Source organism: Micromonospora costi, from assembly GCF_003626655.1.
GTDB lineage: Bacteria > Actinomycetota > Actinomycetes > Mycobacteriales > Micromonosporaceae > Micromonospora > Micromonospora costi.
Window position 1 is genome coordinate 114,730 of sequence record NZ_RBAN01000001.1, and the last position, 18,116, is coordinate 132,845.

General features: G+C 75.1%; 13 protein-coding genes and 1 pseudogene. 1 reads left to right on the forward strand and 13 read right to left on the reverse strand.

The genetic code is table 11. The features are described from left to right. Positions 1 to 63: 63 nt before the first annotated feature. The 11 genes from D7193_RS00540 to D7193_RS00590 form a co-directional block, all read right to left on the reverse strand. A complete protein-coding gene (locus D7193_RS00540) occupies positions 64 to 1,989 on the reverse strand; it encodes an NHL repeat-containing protein (RefSeq protein ID WP_241562767.1) in 1,926 nt (641 codons plus the stop codon). 191 nt (positions 1,990 to 2,180) lie between these two features. Continuing rightward, positions 2,181 to 3,878 (reverse strand): glycosyl hydrolase, encoded by a 1,698-nt coding sequence (locus tag D7193_RS00545; RefSeq protein ID WP_120779145.1) that lies wholly within the window; start codon positions 3,876 to 3,878, stop codon positions 2,181 to 2,183. 157 nt (positions 3,879 to 4,035) lie between these two features. After that, positions 4,036 to 4,857 carry a shikimate dehydrogenase gene (locus D7193_RS00550; protein ID WP_120777416.1) on the reverse strand — a complete coding sequence of 274 codons (822 nt, stop codon included), beginning with the start codon at positions 4,855 to 4,857 and terminating at the stop codon, positions 4,036 to 4,038. Further along, positions 4,857 to 6,053: an endolytic transglycosylase MltG gene (gene mltG, locus D7193_RS00555; RefSeq protein WP_120777417.1), complete on the reverse strand. Its 1,197-nt coding sequence runs from the start codon at positions 6,051 to 6,053 to the stop codon at positions 4,857 to 4,859. Before mltG ends, D7193_RS00550 begins: the two co-directional genes overlap by 1 nt. Next, a complete protein-coding gene (gene ruvX / locus D7193_RS00560; protein WP_120777418.1) occupies positions 6,053 to 6,511 on the reverse strand; it encodes a Holliday junction resolvase RuvX in 459 nt (152 codons plus the stop codon). Before ruvX ends, mltG begins: the two co-directional genes overlap by 1 nt. Before the next feature lie 72 nt (positions 6,512 to 6,583). Further along, on the reverse strand, positions 6,584 to 9,262 hold the full coding sequence (alaS, locus tag D7193_RS00565) for an alanine--tRNA ligase (RefSeq protein ID WP_120777419.1): 2,679 nt from the start codon (positions 9,260 to 9,262) through the stop codon (positions 6,584 to 6,586). Next, the gene (locus tag D7193_RS00570) at positions 9,259 to 9,564 is read right to left on the reverse strand and encodes a hypothetical protein (protein WP_120777420.1); all 306 of its coding nucleotides are present in this window, start codon (positions 9,562 to 9,564) and stop codon (positions 9,259 to 9,261) included. Before D7193_RS00570 ends, alaS begins: the two co-directional genes overlap by 4 nt. Positions 9,565 to 9,594: 30 nt before the next feature. Next, entirely contained in the window at positions 9,595 to 10,056 is a 462-nt protein-coding gene (locus tag D7193_RS00575) for a DUF948 domain-containing protein (protein WP_120777421.1), read from the reverse strand. Positions 10,057 to 10,208: 152 nt separating this feature from the next. Continuing rightward, a complete protein-coding gene (locus tag D7193_RS00580; protein ID WP_120779146.1) occupies positions 10,209 to 10,832 on the reverse strand; it encodes a hypothetical protein in 624 nt (207 codons plus the stop codon). 2,672 nt (positions 10,833 to 13,504) lie between these two features. Continuing rightward, a complete protein-coding gene (locus D7193_RS00585; RefSeq protein WP_120777422.1) occupies positions 13,505 to 15,106 on the reverse strand; it encodes a replication-associated recombination protein A in 1,602 nt (533 codons plus the stop codon). 73 nt (positions 15,107 to 15,179) lie between these two features. Continuing rightward, positions 15,180 to 15,392 (reverse strand): hypothetical protein, encoded by a 213-nt coding sequence (locus D7193_RS00590; RefSeq protein WP_120777423.1) that lies wholly within the window; start codon positions 15,390 to 15,392, stop codon positions 15,180 to 15,182. A 140-nt stretch (positions 15,393 to 15,532) separates the two neighbouring features. Between D7193_RS00590 and D7193_RS00595 the strand changes: the two genes are divergently transcribed. After that, positions 15,533 to 16,273 carry a GNAT family N-acetyltransferase gene (locus D7193_RS00595; RefSeq protein WP_120777424.1) on the forward strand — a complete coding sequence of 247 codons (741 nt, stop codon included), beginning with the start codon at positions 15,533 to 15,535 and terminating at the stop codon, positions 16,271 to 16,273. Here D7193_RS00595 and D7193_RS00600 read toward each other — a convergent pair. Further along, positions 16,267 to 17,500: pseudogene (locus tag D7193_RS00600) on the reverse strand (MFS transporter); the annotation flags it as partial. The gene D7193_RS00595 and the pseudogene D7193_RS00600 overlap by 7 nt on opposite strands. Continuing rightward, positions 17,497 to 18,096, reverse strand: a complete 600-nt coding sequence (locus D7193_RS00605) for an ArsR/SmtB family transcription factor (protein WP_120777425.1) — start codon at positions 18,094 to 18,096, stop codon at positions 17,497 to 17,499. The pseudogene D7193_RS00600 and the gene D7193_RS00605, both read right to left, overlap by 4 nt. Between the last annotated feature and the right edge of the window lie 20 nt (positions 18,097 to 18,116).

Sequence of the window (18,116 nt, forward strand, 5' to 3'; positions counted from 1 at the left end):
TTTGTCGTGGGTGTCAGGCGACCATAGCGATCGGCGGCGGATCTGTCACGGACGGTGAGTCCGTCACTGCGTGGAGAAGAACATCCGCGGCGTCGACCAGTGCAGCCCCGGGCCCGCCGGAGCGATCAGCGTCGGCGGCGCGCCGACGGCCGGTGCCGCCGTGGGGTCGAACGGCACGGCGCGGAGGGCGCTGTCGGTCGACCCGTAGACGATCCGGCCGCCCACCCAGGCCATGCCGCGCACCGCCGACCAGGTGATCCCGGTGGTGGGCAGGGTGAACTCGGTGGCGCCCAGGTAGTTGCCGTCCACCTCGAAGTAGCGGTAGTAGAGGGCGTTGGCGCCGGTGCGGGTGTAGTAGAGCCGGCCGTCGAGGAAGAACGCGCCGGTGAGCGCCGCCGGGTTGAACCAGTCGTTGTAGCCGGACGACTCCCACGGCACGCCGATGGCGCCCCCGGTGAACATCGAGATGTCGAGGCGGCTGCCGGTGGGGGTGCCGGCGACGACGTGCGACCAGTAGATCCGGTCGCTCACCCGCCAGGTCGCCCCGGCGCCCGTGTAGGCGGGCTGGCTGACCGTGGTCGCGGCGCCGAGCGACGCCCCCGTGAACGGCACCTTGGCGAGCTGCCCCTCGGCGGTGCCGAGGTAGAGGTATCCGGTGGTGGCGGTCGGCGGGTTCTTCGGGGTGACGGTGCGCCCGCCGGCGAGGGGGAACATGCCGAGGCGGCCGTGGTACTCGCTGCCCATCCCGTCGGAGTTGTGCCCGAAGTAGAGCCCGTCGCTGCCGCGCCAGAGCACGGGCACCTGGGAACCCCAGGTGCTGGTGCCGGGCGGCATGGTGGCGCTGCCGCGACGGCCGGGATTCCAGTTGAGCGGCAGGCCGGTGGCCGGGGTGACCGCGGCGATGCCCAGGCGGTCGATCGCGCCGGGGCCGGCCGCGTCGGTCGCGTTCGGGTTGTTCAGCCAGCGGAAGTGCCCGCCCAGGTAGATCACGTTGTCGGCCACCTCGACCGAGGTGATGGTGTCGTTGCCGGTGAAGTTCACCCAGGTGGCGACCTGCCCGCCGCCCCGGGCGGCGGTCTCGAACCGCACCAGCGCGTCGCAGTACGCGGCCGGCCAGCCGGCGCCCCCGTTGGTGCCCACCACGAACCAGCTGCCGTCGGGGCCGAACTCGACGTCCTGCACGTAGTGGACGAACGACGCCGGCGAGGCGCACGGATCCACGAACTTCTGGGTGCTCCAGTCGACCACGCTCGGGGTCCCGGTCAGGTCGACCAGCACGATCTGGTTGCGCGGCAGGCCGTCGACGGACGTGAAGTTGCCGCCCGCGACCAGCGTGCGGCCGTCCGGCGACACGTCGATGGTCCAGGCGTACGAGCCGGTGCCGTGGCGGCCGACGGTGGCGTCCACGGCGAAGGTCGGGTCGACGGCGCCGGTGGCGGCGTCGAGCCGGCCGAGGCCCGAGTGCGCCGCGCCGTTGAGCCAGTTGAAGGCGCCGGCCACGTAGAGCCAGCCGCCCTGCAGGGCCATGTCGCGGATCATCCCGCCGTCGGACCGGCCGGCCCAGCCGGCGACCGTCGCCCCGGTGGTCGGGTTCAGTGCCACGAGGTTCTTGCGGGAGACGCCGTTGACGGTCTTGAAGGCGCCGCCGACGATGAGCGTCCCGCCGGGGCCGGCGACCAGCGAGTTGACCGCCCCGTCGAGCGCGGGCAGGAACGTGGTGGAGATCGTGCCGGTGCTCCGGTCGTACGCGAACAGGTAGGGCCGGGTGACCCACGCGGAACCGGCGGTCTGACGGATCTGGGTGAAGCTGCCGCCGACGTACACCATCGTGCCGACCTGCGCGAACGCGCGGGTCTCGCCGTCACGGGCGTGCGGGGTGGTGTCGGCCGGGTTGGTCGCGACCAGGGTCGCCGCCTGCGGGGCGGGTACGATGGCCGCGGCGGACGCGGTCGGCACGGCCAGCACCGCGGCGACAGCGGTCAGGGCCACCGCGCCCGCCAGGATGCGACGTCGTCCGGCGGGACGCCGGAGGGACGGGAGTTCGGGCACGCTGCGCCTCCAAGGTGGATGAGACCTCGCGTAGCGTGCACCGCCGACCACGGTGCGCGACATCCACCGATTGGCCGGTCAGCGATCGGAGTCGGATGTCCGACTCGTCCGGCGATCGCGGACAAGGCGCATCAAGGGGTGCCTTTCGTGGGCTGCCGCAGGTAGTCGTCCTGCCCGGCGCGGGCGAACCCGGCGAGCGCCGAGGCGTCGTGGTTCATCGTCATGTCGCAGGTGGCGGACGTCGTGGTCATGCCGGCCGAGTTGAAGTAGACGGCGGCCTTGATCTTCGGGTGCGCCTTGAGCGCCGCCGGGAACTCCTCGAACCACCGCCGCTTGGCGTCCGGGTCGGCGGTGTGGCGGTTCGTGCCGAACTCGGCGAGCATCCGCGGCTTGCCGGCGCCGATGCCGTGCTCGTCGAGCCAGCGGTAGAAGGTGCCGACGGTGGCGCTCGGGCTCTTCCACACCGTGTTGCCGTTGCAGACGTGGAAGTTGTACGGGTCGTAGGCCACCCAGTCGACGTACCCGTCGCCCGGGTACAGGCCGGGATAGCGGTCGTAGTGGCCGGACCAGCCCATCACCGTCCAGACCCACACGGCGTTGTGCGCGCCGGCCGCCGCGAACCGGTCGTGCACGTGCCGCCAGGCGCGGACGAAGTCCGCGTCGGTGCCCTTGGCCGGGTCGTCCTCCGGCTCGTGGTCGAAGCCCAGGAAGACGGGCACGCCGGCGTCCCGGATCCGGCCCGCCACCGCGTCGATGGTCGCGTCGTACCGGCCACTGTAGACGTCGGCCCAGGTCAGCACCGTGCCGGTGGCGAAGACGCGGGACTCCCAGGCGAAGAACATCAGGCGGCCCTCGCGCATCTGCTGGCGCTCGTAGACGTCGGGGAAGGCGCCGTTGCTGCCCGTGTTGGAGAAGTCGTGGTAGCGGTGCACGATGTCGAACCGCCGCCCGACCTGCGCCTCCACCTCGGCGACGGGCCGCCCGTGGTCCCAGCCGTCGGCCGCGCTGGTCGGCGCGTACATGCCCCACCACGCGCCGCAGGACGGCACGAGGGTCGCCGACACCTCGCCGCACCGGCCGGAGCCGGTGGGCGCGCTCGACGTCGGCGACGCCGTGGACCGGGTGGGGCCGGCGGTCGGCGAGGGCCGGGCCGGGGCGCTGGGCGACACGGTCGCGGGCGGCGGCGCCGGGCGGGTGGTGGTGGCGGCCGGCGACGGCGCGGCGCCAAGGTCGTAGGTGACGAGCAGGCGGGGACGCAGTTGCGGGTCCCGGTGCTCGGTGGACGCCCAGTAGACCCGGCTGGCGAACCCGGTCTGCGACAGCGACACGGTCCAGGTGCCGTTGCCCGTCACCAGGCGGGAGACGTCCCAGGAGTTGAAACCGGGGCGCACCCCGGTGACGGTGGCGAGGGCGGGCCCCGGGGCCGCCGGGACGGGACGCGCCGCCGCGGCGTCGACCGGCGAGGCGTACGCGGTCACCGCGGCGTCGGCCGTCCGCCACGCGTACACCCGGAGGGTCGCCTTCACGTTGACGGCGCGGGCCGGCAGCGTGGCGACCGCGAACCGGACGACGGCGTCGCGGCCGCCGCGCGGGTTGCCGTCGCACCGGGCCGGGCAGGTGGCGAGGGTGGTCTTCGCCGCGTTGTCCCCGTCCTGGGGCACCGTTGTGGCCGTGGTGTCGGCGACCGCCGCGATCGAGACGTCCTCCGCGGCCAGCAGCGGCATCATCGTGGCCACGATGCCGGCCACCACCGACGCCCCGAGCACGCCGAGGGTGACGGCCTTGCGCCGGCGGACGCCGGGACGTCGGTGCAGTCCACGCCTGGCCACGGCCACTCCCTGTGTCGGTGTCGGTGACGGAGAGCAGCGTATCGACGGACGAGGCGTGTCGCGGAGATGTCGGGACGACCTAAGCGCGTCTTAACCGTCGGCTAAGGGGTGCCACAGTGCCGGCGCGGCGGCGTGGTCGGCGCGGCGGCAACAGAGGTCAGGCGCGCGCAGCGACCAGCGCGGCGGCCATCGCCTCGCGGGGCGCCGGCACGCCGGTGAACTGCTCGAACTGCCCGACGGCCTGGGCCAGCAGCAGGTCGAGCCCGGAGACGATCCGGCACCCGGCGGCAGTCGCGGCGGCGGCCAGCGGGGTCGGCCAGGGGTCGTAGAGCGCGTCGAAGACCACCGTCCCCGGCCGGAACGCGCCCTCCGCGGCGAGCGGGTCGGCGACCCCCTTCGGCACGGTCGAGACCACCACGTCGGCGCCCAGGTGCGGGGCCGCGTCGGCCCACGCCGCGCCCGCGACCGGCACGCCGACCGCGCCGGCCACCGGCCGCAGCTCGTCGACGGCCGCGGCGCGGCGGGCCACCACGGTCACCGACCGGGCGTCGAGGCGGGCGGCCGCGGCGAGGGCCGCCCGCGCCGTGCCGCCCGCGCCCAGCACCGTCACGACGGCGCCGGGCCGGACACCGGCCCGCCCCAGCACCTCGACCATGCCGGTCACGTCGGTGTTGTCGGCGTACCAGCTGCCGTCCGGGCGGCGTACCAGCGTGTTGGCCGCGCCGACCGCGCGGGCGACCGCCGAGGCGGCGTCGGCCACCGCGAGCGCCGCCTCCTTGCCCGGCATGGTCACCGACAGCCCGGCCCACTCCGGGCCCAGGCCGGCCACGAGGCCCGGCAGCTCCGACTCCGCGCACTCGATCCGGTCGTACGACCAGCCGGCCAGCCCCGCCGCCGCGTAGCCGGCGTTGTGGATCACCGGGGAGAGGGAGTGCGCGATCGGCTTGCCGAGCACCGCCGCCCGCCGTGGCGTCGCCATCAGATGATCCCGGCCTCCCGGGCCTTGGCCTCGTTCCGCTGGTGCTGCTCGTACGTGTCCGCGAACGCGGAGTGCCCCTGCTTGTCGATGGCCACGAAGAACAGCCACTTGCCGGGCGGCGGGTCCATGGCCCCCGCCATGGCCTCCTTGCCCGGGTTGTTGATCGGCGTGGGGACGAGGCCCTTGAGCTTCCGGTTGTACGGGTTCTTCGGGTTGTCCAGGTCGGCGGGCGTCATGTCCTTGGACGCCTTGGTCTGCTGGCCGGTCGCCTCGAGGTAGTAGTTGACCGTGACGTCCATCTCCAGGCAGCCGCACGGGAACTCGCCGTAGACCCGGTTGTAGGCCACGCGGGCGACCTTGCCGAGGTCGTCCTTGTTGCCGGCCTCGGCCTGCGCCAGCGACGCGACGACCAGCGCCTCGTACGGGGTGATGCCGCCCCGCTCCTTCTGCACCCGGTCGGCGAACTCCATCTGCCCGGTCACCGAGAGGAAGTTGTCGACCATCAGCTTGAGGATGCTCTCCGCGGTGGCCTTCGGCGGGATCTCGTACGTGTCCGGGTAGAGGAAGCCCTCGATCGACGGCTTGACCTTCTTGCCGTCACTGCGCTTGAACCACCAGTCCGGCACGCCGAGCGCGAGGGGGTCCTTCGCGGCGGTCTCGAACTCCTTGACCGGGATGTCGGTCTTCTCCGAGAGCAGCTTGTAGACGTTCTTGGCGGTGCGGCCCTCGGGGATGGTGATCCCGTTGACGATCTTGTTCTTCAGGTCGAGCAGCGCCGTGACCGCGTGCGCGCCGCTCATCTGCTTGCGCAGCTTGTACGTCCCCGGCTGGATGTTCTTGCTGCGCGAGTTCTCCGCGGCCGCCTCGATGAACGCCTTGGAACTCTTCACCACGCCGGCGCTGTAGAGCGCGTCGGCCATGTCGGCGATCAGCGCGCCCTGTTTGATCTCGACGGTGACCTCGCCGGTGCCCGCCCCGTCGTAGTCGGGGGTGACGAAGTAGCTCTGGACCCGGTCGAACCCGTAGAACGCGCCGCCCCCGATGCCGCCGAGCAGGACGAGGGCGAGCAGCAGCGCCAGGACGGTCTTGCCCCGCCCGCCGGACTTGCCGTTGCGCTTGCGGACGAAGCCGCGCCGGTGCCGGCCCTTCTGCCCCCGCTCCGGCTCATCGAAGCCCAGGTCCAGTTCGTCGATCATCAGGTCCGCCTCCGCTGCGCGTCCAGCCAGCTCTGCAGGATCTCGACCGCGGCGGCCTGGTCGACCACCGCGCGTTGACGTTTGCCTCGGACACCACGTTCGGCCAGCCTACGAGAAGCCACGACCGTCGACATCCTCTCGTCGGTGAGCGTTACCGGGACAGGCGCTATTACATCGGCCAACCGGTCAGCGTACGCCGTCACCTGGACGGCGGCCGGCCCGTGCCGGCCCGCGAGGTTGACCGGAAGGCCGACGACGACCTCGACGGCCTCGTGCTCGGCGACCAGGGCGGCCAGCTCGGCGAGGTCGCTGGGAACGGCGTCGGGCGCCGCCGTGCGGTCCCGGGCGAGGGTGACGAGCGGGGTGGCCAGCACGCCGTGCGGGTCCGACCGGGCGACGCCCACCCGGACCTGACCGACGTCCACGCCGAGCCGGACCCCACGCGACAACTCAGTCACCGGTGGTCACTCCCCCGGTGTGACGAGCCAGGGCGGACCGTCCGGTCCGCCCTGGCCGCGTATGGTGGCCCATCACGCCTCGGAGATCGCCTTCTCGACGGTGAGGAGCAGGTTCGGCGCCTCGGCCGCCGGCAGGCCACCGCCCTGCGCCAGGTCGGGGCTGCCACCTCCGCGGCCCGAGAAGGCCGCCTTCACCAGGTCGGACGCGGCCAGACCCCGGGAACGGGCCGCCTGGTTCACCGCGACCACGAGCGACGCCTTGCCGTTGGCGCGGGCCGCCACGGCCACCACGGCCGGCTTCGCCGGATCGATCTTGCCCCGGATCTCCTGGGCGAGGGTCCGCACGTCGTTGCCGGCCGCGCCCTCCGGCGCCTCCGTGCCGACGTACGCGACCCCGCGCACGTCCCGGGCCTGCGCGGCGAGCGCCCCCGCCCCGCCCAGCACCAGCTGCGCGCGGAGCTTCTCCAGCTCCTTCTCGGCGTCGCGCAGCTGGGTGACGGTCTGCTCCACCCGGTCGGCGACCTGCTCCGACGGCACCCGGTACAGCTCGGCGAGGCGGGAGACCAGCAGGTGCTCGCGGGCCAGGAAGTTGAACGCGTCCATCCCGACCAGCGCCTCGACCCGGCGGACGCCGGACCCGATGGACGACTCGGAGAGGATCTTCACGAGGCCGAGCTGCGCGGAGCGGGCCACGTGCGTGCCGCCGCACAGCTCCCGGGCGTAGTCGCCGACCTCGACGACCCGCACGTGCTCGCCGTACTTCTCACCGAACAGCGCCATCGCGCCGATCCGCCGCGCCTCGTCCAGCGACGTGATGAAGGCGTGCACCTCCAGGTCGGCCAGCAGCACCTCGTTGACCTGCTGCTCGACGTCGCGCAGGACGCTCGGCGCCACGCCGGTGGGGGTGTTGAAGTCGAAGCGCAGCCGGCCGGGCGCGTTCAGCGACCCGGCCTGGGTGGCCGACTCGCCGAGGAAGTTGCGCATGGTCTGGTGCACGAGGTGCGTGGCCGTGTGCGAACGGGAGATGGCCCGCCGCCGGCTCGTGTCGATCTCGGCGAAGCCGGTCTCCCCCGGGCGCACCTCACCCCGGACCACCCGGGCCCGGTGCACGATGAGGCCCGGCACCGGCTGCTGGACGTCGAGCACCTCGAGCTGACCCTCGCCGACCGTGATCAGGCCGTGGTCGGGCTGCTGACCGCCGCCCTCGGCGTAGAAGGGGGTGGTGTCGAGCACCAGCTCGACCGTCTCCCCCTCGGTCGCCCCGCCCAGCGGACCCGCGGCCCCGAGCAGCGCCCGGATCCGCGACTCGCGGGACACCTCGCTGTAGCCGGTGAACTCCACCGGGCCGCCCGCGTCCAGCACCGCCCGGTACGCCGACAGGTCGGTGTGCCCGGTCTTGCGGGCCTGCGCGTCCGCCTTGGCCCGGGCCCGCTGGTCGGCCATCAGCCGGCGGAAGCCCTCGGCGTCCACCTGCAGGCCCTGCTCGGCCGCGATCTCCAGGGTCAGGTCGATGGGGAAGCCGTACGTGTCGTGCAGCTGGAACGCCTTCTCGCCGGAGAGGGCGGCGCCACCGGCGCTGCGGGTCTCCGCGATCGCGGTGTCCAGGATCGTGGTGCCGGCGCGCAGCGTGGAGAGGAAGGCGTCCTCCTCCGCGTACGCGTAGTCGGCGATCCGGTCGAAGTCCTCGGCCAGCTCCGGGTACGACGGCGCCATGCAGTCGCGGGCCACCGGAAGCAGCTCGGGCAGCGCCCGCTCCTGCCAGCCCAGCAGCCGCACCGCCCGGATCGCCCGGCGCATGATGCGGCGCAGCACGTAGCCGCGCCCCTCGTTGGACGGGGTCACGCCGTCGCCGATCAGCATCAGCGCGGTCCGCACGTGGTCGGCGACCACGCGCAGCCGCACGTCGTCCGGGTGCGACTCGCTGGCCACGTGGCTGGAGCCGGCGCCGTACCGCTTGCCGGTCAGCTCGGCCGCCCGGGCCAGGATCGGCCGGACCTCGTCGATCTCGTAGAGGTTGTCGACGCCCTGGAGGATCGAGGCCATCCGCTCCAGGCCCATGCCGGTGTCGATGTTCTTGGCGGGCAGGTCGCCGAGGATCGGGTAGTCCTCCTTGGTGGTGCCCGGACCCCGCTCGTACTGCATGAAGACGAGGTTCCAGAACTCCATGTAGCGGTCCTCGTCGACCGCCGGGCCGCCCTCCTGGCCGTACTGGGGGCCGCGGTCGTAGAACAGCTCGGAGGACGGGCCGCACGGGCCGGGGATGCCCATCGACCAGAAGTTGTCCGCCTTGCCGCGGCGGACGATCCGCTCGGCCGGAATCCCCACCGAGCGCCAGATCTCGAACGCCTCGTCGTCGTCGAGGTAGACCGTCGGCCAGATCCGCTCGGGGTCGAGGCCGAACCCGCCGTCGGCGACGGACTTGGTGACGAGGTCCCAGGCGAGCGGGATCGCGCCCGCCTTGAAGTAGTCACCGAAGGAGAAGTTGCCGTTCATCTGGAAGAACGTGCCGTGCCGGCTGGTCTTGCCGACCTCGTCGATGTCCGGGGTGCGGATGCACTTCTGCACGCTGACGGCGCGCGGGTACGGCGGCGTCTGCTGGCCCAGGAAGTAGGGGACGAACTGCACCATGCCGGCGTTGACGAACAGCAGGTTCGGGTCGCTGATGGCGGGCAGCGGAGCGGACGGCACCACGACGTGGCCGTTCGCCTCGAAGTGGGCGAGGTACCGCCGCTTGATCTCCGCCGTCTTCATCGCTGGTGTTCCTCCGGAAAGATTTCTCGGTCGCCGATCCGCGGGTCCTCCCGCAGGTCGGCGAACTGGTCGTCGAACGCCTCACCGTGGGCGAACGCCTCGTGGATCTCCTGCTCGCGCTCGGCCATCCCGACCCGGACGTCCTCCACGAAGCTACGTAGCGACCCGACAAGGCCGCCAGCGGATTGCGACACCGTGCTCGCGATGCCGGCCGGAGTGTACGACTGCGCGGTGCGGGTGGCCTTGCGGACCACCACCACCCCGACGGCCAGCCCGACGCCGAGCCAGAACAAGCGTCTCATGCCCCTCGTACCTCCTGGTCGCCCGGCCGGTCAGCGCTCGGCGCGCCGGGTGGCGCGCCGCTGCTGCTTGATGACGTCGCGCACCTCGCGCTCGGTCTCGGCGTGCCGGCGGGCCGCGGCCGCCTTCCGGACGCCGTAGCCGAAGGCCGCGACCTTGACGAGCGGGTTCGCGGCGGCGGCGGAGACCACGGCGACCAGGTTCGCGACGTTGGCGGTGACGTTCTGGGCGTGACCGGTCATCGTGTCGACCTTCGCGAGCTGGAGGTTGACACCGTCGAGCGAGGTCTGCACCTGCTCCAGCGTGGTGTTGACGTTCCTCACCGTGGTGTTCACGTCACCGAGCAGCGGCGCCGTCCGGTCGTTCAGGTCGTTGATCATCCGGGTGGTGGCGTCCACCGTGTGCCGCAGCCGCAGGATGGGCAGGGTCAGGATCAACACCAGCATCGCGAACGCGATCGCCGCGATCAGCGCCGCGACCTCCAAAATGCCCACGCCTGTCCTCCTAAGCAGAGTTCCGCCGAACCGGACGACCCCGGAACGCGCGACCCGTCGTACCCCGGACCGCCGCATCGTGACCGTCACCGGTCAGCGGGAGCAGGCGGCCCCGCCAGCCCCAGACCCTACCGTCCGTGATGGAAATCGGCTCACGACGGTGAAGGTGTCAGTTCACCCAGCGGATCCGCCGTCAACGTCGGGAACGGATCCTCGCCGGTGAGTGACGGGTCGGTGCTGGGCAGGGGCCGGGTCCGCTCGTCGTCGATCGCGTTGCGGACCTTCACCGACACCAACGACCCGGCGCACTCCCCCGCAGCGGCCGACGGGTCGGGAGACGGCACGATGGCCGGCTCGCCGTCGACGGGCGGGGGCACGCAGGCCGGCGGGCGCACCCACAGGTCGAGGGTCAGCTCGTCCCGCCGCCAGCAGGTGTAGCTGCCCTTCTCCTGCTGCTCCGGGCACCGGGCCACCTTCCACGGGCGCCACCCGTCCTGCCGCAACGCGTCCTCGTAGACCTTGACGGTCTCCTCGGGCGGTCGCTCCGAGGTGACCGTGCGCTCCCGCAGGCGGCACTCCAGCAGGCACCACCGGCTGCCGCTGACGTCGTCGACCGTCTTCGTGGCCGCCCAGCCGGGCACGGCCAGTTCGTCGAGGGTGTCGAACACCGGGTCGCGACTCAGCGTCCGGAAACCGAAGTAGAGCGGCACCGCACCGAGCAGGACCAGGCTGACCAGCGCCAGGACCGCCATCCGCAGCCGGCGGCGTTCCCGCATCTGCCGGCGCAGTTCGGAACGGGCGCCGCGTAGCCCGCCCTCGTCCGGTGTGGTGTCGTCCCCGGCGCCGTCGGAGTCGGCGGCGCGGCGCAGGGGCGGGCCGTCCACCGGTTCCGGGGCCGGCGGCGCGGGCGGCGGTACGACGGCGGCGGCGCGGGCGACCGCGGGCGGGTCGGCCGGGGCGGCGGCCGGGATCGGCGAGACGCCGGACGGCTCGGGCCGGCCCGGTTCCCGCTGCGGCGGCAGCGCCCGACCGGCCACCCGGTCCTCGGGAGCGGGTCGCCCGGCGCCGGGGACGCGGGCGGCCGCGGCGGCTCCGACCGCGGCGGCGCCGGCGGCCGCGCCGGGGCGGGGGCCAGGGCGGCCGTGGTCGTCGGGCGCGGGCGGGCGACCGGGACCGTCGGGTCTCGGCCGTCCGGCCGGTTCGGGGCCGGGCCGCGGCCCGGCGTCGGGGCGGGAGGCGCCCCGGGCGGGACCGTCGGCGGTGGGACGCGCGGCGCCGCGGGCGGGCCCGTCGGCACCGGGGCGAGCCGCGCCGCGGGCCGGGCCGGCCGCCGGTTCGGGACCGGGCGCGGGACGCGCCGCGCCCCGCACCGGACCGTCCGGTCCCGGACGAGCCGGGTCGGCGCCCGGACGGGCGCTGCCGCGTACCGGGCCGTCCGGTCCCGGACGAGCCGGGTCGGCGCCCGGACGGGCGCTGCCGCGTACCGGGCCGTCCGGGCCCGGCCGTGCCGTGCCCCGGCCCGTCGGTTCGTCGCGTCCCGCGTCCGCGGGAACGCCGTGGCGGCCGGCCGGCCCGTCGCCGTGGGCGCCGATCGGCCGTTCGCCGGTCGGCTCCTCGCCGGGCGGCACGGCGGGGCGGGCGGCCCGTCGCGCGGGCGGTGGATCCTGCCCGGGCGGCACGAGGCCTGGCGCCGGCCGTCGGCCGGTGGACCGGTCCCCGGACGGCGCGGGGCCGGACGGCGCCGCGCCACCCCGGTTGATCACCGGAAGCTTCGGGTCGGTGTGCGGCAGTCGGCCGGCCTGCCGCAGCCAGTCGGCCGGGCGCTCGGGTCGGTCGGCGCGGCCCGCCTCCGGGTCGCGCGGCGTGGCGGTCTCGTCGTCCGCGGCACGCCGGCGCCCGGGCCGGCCGGCCTCGGGTGCGGCCGGGTGCCGGGGCGTCGTGGATTCGGGTCCCGCCGGGTGCCGCGGCGAGGTGGTCTCGGGTCCCGTCGGGTGACGGGGCGTTCCGGCCTCGGGTGCGGCCGGATGGCGGGGTGTCGTGGCCTCGGGTTCCTCAGCCGCCCGCCGGCGGCGTCCGGCCGCCCGGGCACCGTCGGGCTCGGTGCCCGCGGGCCCGGGGACCGCCGGGGCGTTGCCCGTGGCGGGCACCTCGTCCGGCTCCGGGGCCCGCCGGCGGCCACCCGCCGCGGGGCGATCGGCACGCGGTCCGGCACCGGCCGGCGCCGCCTCGCCCGGGTCGGCGGCACCGCGCCGGCGCGGGTTCACGCGGGCGTGGCCGCCGGTCGGCTCGGGGCGCGGGCCGACCGGCCCGGTGGGGCCGAGGTCGGGCGCGGTGGCCGGTCCGGTGTCGGCCGGATCGGTGGTCGCGCGCCGGCCCACGGGCAGACCGGCGGTGGAGTCGGCGCCGCCACGTCGGCCGGGGGCCGGCCGGCGTGCCGCCGCGCCGGAGGTCGGGGTCCGAGCCGGACCGGGGGGTGCCCCCGGCGCGGGGTACGCCGGGTCACCGGGGACCGGGGCCGACCCGCCGTACGGGCCGGCGGGCTCGCCGGGGCGGGGCCGCGGGCCGGGCGCGCCCGCTCCGTCGGGGGCCGATCGGGGGCCGTGCGGCGCGGCTGGGTCACCCGGTGCCGGCCGCGGCGAGCGGCCGGCCGGGCCACCGGAGGTTGGCCGGGTCCCCTGCGGGCTGCCCGGCGCGGCCGGGCCCGGATGCGGGCCGGGCTGCTGGCCGCCGGGGATCGGGCGGCCAGCCTGCGGGCCGCCGGGGATCGCGCTGCCCCCCTGCGGGCCGGGCTGTGGGGCCACCGGGCCACCCGACGTCGGACGCGGACCGACCGGGCCGCCGGACGTGGGGCGCGGACCCGCCGGCTCACCCGAGGTCGGATGCGGTCCCGCCGGGCCGCCGGACGTGGGACGCGGACCCGCCGGGCCACCCGAGGTCGGGCGCGGACCGGTGCCGGGAACGGATACGGCCCCACGGCGCGCGGGCGGATGGGGTGGCGCGGCCGGGCCGGGCGGGCCCCCGGCGCCGGGTGGCGCCGGCGGCGACTGGTCCGGGCGCCGGTTCCCGGCGGGAGGGTCACCCGCGCCGGGCCACGGGCCGTCGGCGGGACGCGCGCCCGTGGCACCCGGGCCGCCGCGGCGCGCCGGTGGCGCGACGGGCGGGCCCGCCGGACCGCGGCCGGCCGGCGGGACGTCCGGGCCGGGCCTGGCCGGTGGCACCGGTGCGCCACCGTGCGGCGCGGGCGACGGGCCGGGGTCGGCCCCGTCCGGTCCCAGTTCGACACGCTGTTGCTTCGCCGTGCGCAGGTCGTCGATCCAGCCGAACTCCTCGCCGGCGACCGGCTCCTCCGGCTCGGCCTCGGCCCGGCCCCGCCCCCAGCGGCGGCCCTTGGCGCGGGGATCGCGCCGCTCGTCCGGGCCGTCCTCGGGCCGGTCCCCACCACGCGCTCTCACTGCGAACCCTTCCCGGCGGCGTCCGTGCCGCCCTGCTCCGAAGCGCCGCCACCCGTGCCCGCCGGCCGGCCGCCGTTGCGGGCGGCGGCCGCCGCGGCGGGCGGCGCCGACCCCGCCGCACCCGTCTCCGGCCGCTGCGCCGACGACTCGGCGGGCGACGCGGGCGCGTGGGCCGCCTCGGCACGCGACGGCTCCGGCGTCTCCTGCCGCGTCGCCGGGGCGGGCAGGCCGCGGACGATCCGGCGCAGCAGCGGCAGGCGGGCGGCCACCGATCGCTCCGCGCCGTGCTGGCTGGGCTGGTAGTAGTCGGTGCCGACGAGGTCGTCGGGCACGTACTGCTGGGTGAGCACGCCGCGCTGGTCGTCGTGCGGGTACCGGTAGCCGGCGCCGTGACCGAGCCCGCGCGCGCCCGCGTAGTGCGCGTCGCGCAGGCCACGCGGCACCGGACCGCCCCGCCCCGCCCGGACGTCGGCGATCGCCGCGCCGATCGCCGTGGTGGCCGAGTTGGACTTCGGTGCGGTGGCCAGGTGGATCACCGCCTGGGCGAGGTTCAGCTGGGCCTCGGGCAGCCCCACGAACTCCACGGCGTGCGCGGCCGCGGTGGCCACGCTCAGCGCGCCCGGATCCGCCATGCCGACGTCCTCACTCGCGAAGATCACCAACCGGCGGGCGATGAACCGGGCGTCCTCCCCCGCGACCAGCATCCGGGCCAGCCAGTGCAGCGCGGCGTCCACGTCCGAACCGCGCATGCTCTTGATGAACGCGCTGATGACGTCGTAGTGCGCGTCCCCGTCGCGGTCGTAGCGGACGGCGGCCACGTCGACGGCCTGCTCGGCGGTGCCGAGGTCGATCCGCCCGGTGCCGAGCGCCGTCGCGGACGCGGCGGCCGCCTCCAGCGCGGTCAGCGCCTTGCGTACGTCGCCGGCGGCCAGCCGGACGAGGTGGTCCTCGGCCTCCGGGTCGAGGGTGAGCGCCCCGCTCAGGCCCCGCTCGTCGGCGACGGCGCGGCGCAGCAGGCCCCGGACCGCCTCGTCGTCGAGCGGCTGGAGGGTGAGCAGCACGCACCGCGACAGCAGCGGCGAGATGACCGAGAAGTACGGGTTCTCGGTGGTGGCGGCGAGCAGCGTGACCGTGCGGTCCTCGACGGCGGCGAGCAGCGAATCCTGCTGGGTCTTGCTGAACCGGTGCACCTCGTCGATGAAGAGCACGGTCTGCGGGCCGCCGGAGCGCCGCTGCCTTCGGGCCGTCTCGATGACGGCGCGGACGTCCTTGACGCCGGCCGACAGCGCGGACATCGCGACGAACCGGCGGTCCGTGGCGTGCGCGACGAGGTGCGCGATCGTTGTCTTTCCGCTGCCCGGCGGCCCCCACAGGATGACCGACATGGGCGCGCCGCCGGACACGAGCTGGCGCAGCGGCGCGCCGGGCGCGAGCAGGTGGTCCTGCCCGACCAGCTCGTCCAGGGTCGCGGGGCGCATCCGGACGGGCAGGGGTGAATCGGGCCCCACCACGGTGAATCCGTCGACACCGCCGGAACCCGCGGGGGCGCTGGGCGCTCCGGCGGGTTCGCCGAGGGAGAAGAGGGCGTCGGACTCCATCACGAAGACAGTACCGGGCCGGGTCCGCGGCACCGGAATCGCGCCACGGCCCGGCCTCGATGATCGGATACGGTCAGCCGCGGCCCGGGCGGCGGCCGTAGTACCAGCGGCCACGACCGCTGCCGCCGGGCCCCCGGCCGACGCCCGCGAGGTAGAGCGCGAGCAGGAACAGGCCGATGAGCACGAGGGTGTTCCAGTTGAACAGGTCGGGGGCGCCGAAGTTGGTGTCCATCAGATCGAGCAGCAGGGCGAGTCCGAAGACGATCGCCGCGAGAATGGCGAGCATGTCGTTCCTCCGGTGGGGGTTCCCAGTGGGTCGGCGCGGGATGTACCCAATCGGTCCGATCGTCAATCTCCACGGTGGACGAGCCGCGTCGGCCGGACACCCGCGGACGTCCCCCGCCAGCGGCTTTCTAGGCTGAGCGCATGATCATCGCCGACCAGGTCCTGCACGGTCGGGCCGCCGTCCTGGCTGCCGCCGCCCACCACCCGTACGCCCGCCACTCGCTCTGGCGGGACAGCGAGCCGCGCGGATACCGGCGCGACGGCGCCCTGGTGTGGCTGCTGCCGGAGGGCCAGGGGCCGGCCGGCGGCGCGCTCGGCGCCCCCGGGCCGGCGCTGGACGTGTGTGCCGCGCTGGTCGCCGAGGGGGCGCTCGGGCCCGGCCAGTGGCTGCACCTTCCCCGGCTCGACGCGGCCGACCTGGCCGGCCGGCTGCCCGTGGCCCAGCACGACGAGTGGGACTTCCTGTGGACGGACGCCCCGCCGCCGCCCCAGCCCGGCGAGGACCGGGTGGTCCGGCTCACCGAGGCGGACCACCCGGCGCTCGACGCGCTCATCGAGGAGGCCTTCCCGACCACCACCTCACGACCGGGCGACCCCCGGGTCGTCGACTGGTACGGCATCCGTGACGGGGACCGGCTGGTCGCCTGCGGGGCGGACCGCAGCCGCGGTGACGTCGGTTTCCTCGCGGGGCTGACCGTCGCGCCCGCCGAGCGGGGACGTGGCCTCGGCGCGGCGCTGACCGCCGGGATGACCCGTGCGCTGCTGGCCCGCTTCGACCTCGTCGCGCTCGGCGTCTACACCGTGAACGTCGGCGCCGTCCGGCTCTACCGCCGGCTCGGCTTCACCAACACCCTGCCCCGCAGCTCCGTCCGCCTGGCCTGAGCCGGCCCGCCACGCGGGGAGGTAGAGCGGCGCGGCAAGGGCCAGCACCACCGCGCCGACCAGCATCGCGGTGGTCACACTGGACCGGTCGGCGAGCGCGGTGAGCCCCACGGCGCCGATCGCGAACCCGGGCTGGCCCATCATCGAGTTCAGGGAGATGACGCTGGTGCGGTACGGGCCGTCGACCTGACGGTGCAGCAAACCCATGTGCAGGGGGTTGGACGCGCCGTGCACGGTGTAACAGGCGAGGTACGCGATCAGCACGCCGACCGGCCCGGCGAACAGTCCCATGCCGACCACCGTGACGCCCTGGACGACGCGCAGGAGCGCGGCGCTCGGCGCGGCGCCCAGCCAGCGCAGCAGCAGCGGGGTGAGCGCGGCCCCGGCCGCCTGGGCGAGCCACGCCGCCGAGCTCGCGGGCCCGAGCAGCGTCGCCGCCCGCTCGGCGCCGCCCACGACCTCGGAGAGGCGGACCGGAAGCAGCGACTCGAAGGTGACCATGCCGAAGCCCCAGAACAGCTCGACGGCCACCAGGGCGAGCAGCACCCGGGAGCGGCGCAGCAGGCCGACCGCCTGCCCGACCATCCGGGGCGCCTCGACGATCGACGCCCGCAGCGCGCCGCGACCCGTGCCCCCGCGCACCTCCGGCAGCAGCACGATCAGCGCCACGAGGGCCACCGCCTGGAGAGCCGCGGCGACCAGGACCGGGACGGTGAGCGCGCTGACCGGCCCGACCGGACCGAGCGCCACCAGCCCGCCACTGATCAGCGCGCCGGCGCCGATGGCCACGCCGATGACGGTCCCCGCGTACCCGAGCCCCGCCTCGTACTTCGCGTCCGGATCTGCGGCGAGGGTCGCGTCGACGTACCAGGACTCCAGCGGGCCGCTGTCCAGCGCGCGGAAGACCCCCTGCAGGGCCCAGACGATGAAGAAGAGCGCGAAGGAGTCGGCCACGCTGAAGAGCAGTAGCGAGGCGAGGTTGAGGACCCAGGCCCCCACGAGGACCGGCCGCCGGCCGAGCGCGTCGGCGAACCCGCCGGTCGGCAGCTCCAGCGCGAGCACCACCAGGCCCTGCGCGACCGACACCAGACCGATCTGCGACAGGGACAGGCCGCGCTCCTGCATGAGCAGGATCATCACGGGGACCATCAGGCCGGTGGGCAGCCAGCGCAGGCCGTGCAGGACGAGGTAGCGCTGCCGGACCTGGCGTACGGACAGGGCGCTCATCGCGTCTCCTCCACCCGGGGGAAGGCCGACAGGAAGACGTGCACCTGCCGGGCGTCCGGCCCGTCCGACGGCGGCTCCTCGTGGTAGCGCATGACCACCCGCCACAGCTCCTCGTTCAGCTCGCGGAGGCGGTCCGGGGTGAGCGTCAGGACCATGTCGCTCAGGCTGGCGACGTCCCGCCAGGCGCGCGGCTCCTCCTCCACGGTGGCGATCCACCGTTCCGCCTGCTCGGCCATCAGCCGGACGTGGTTGGCCTCGATCCATCGCACCGCCGCCCGGGCGTCCGGGTCGTCGTCGAACTCGGTCGGCTCGAAGTTGCTGATGTCGTGCTCCGCGCGCCACCACCGCTGGCGGCCGGTGCCCCGGTCCGGGTCCTCGGTGACCAGCCCCACCTCGGCGAGTTGCCGCAGGTGGTAGCTCGTCGCTCCGGTGTTGGTGTCGAGCTTCTCGGCGAGTGAGGTGGCCGTGGCGGGGCCGTCCACCCGCAGGGTGCCGAGCAGCCGCATCCGCAGCGGATGGGCGAGGGTGCGGACCTGCCGCGCGTCCAGGTGGACGGTGCGCGGGGCCGGCGGTGTGGTCGGGTCCTCGTTCGCCATGCTTGCACAATAACTGTGCA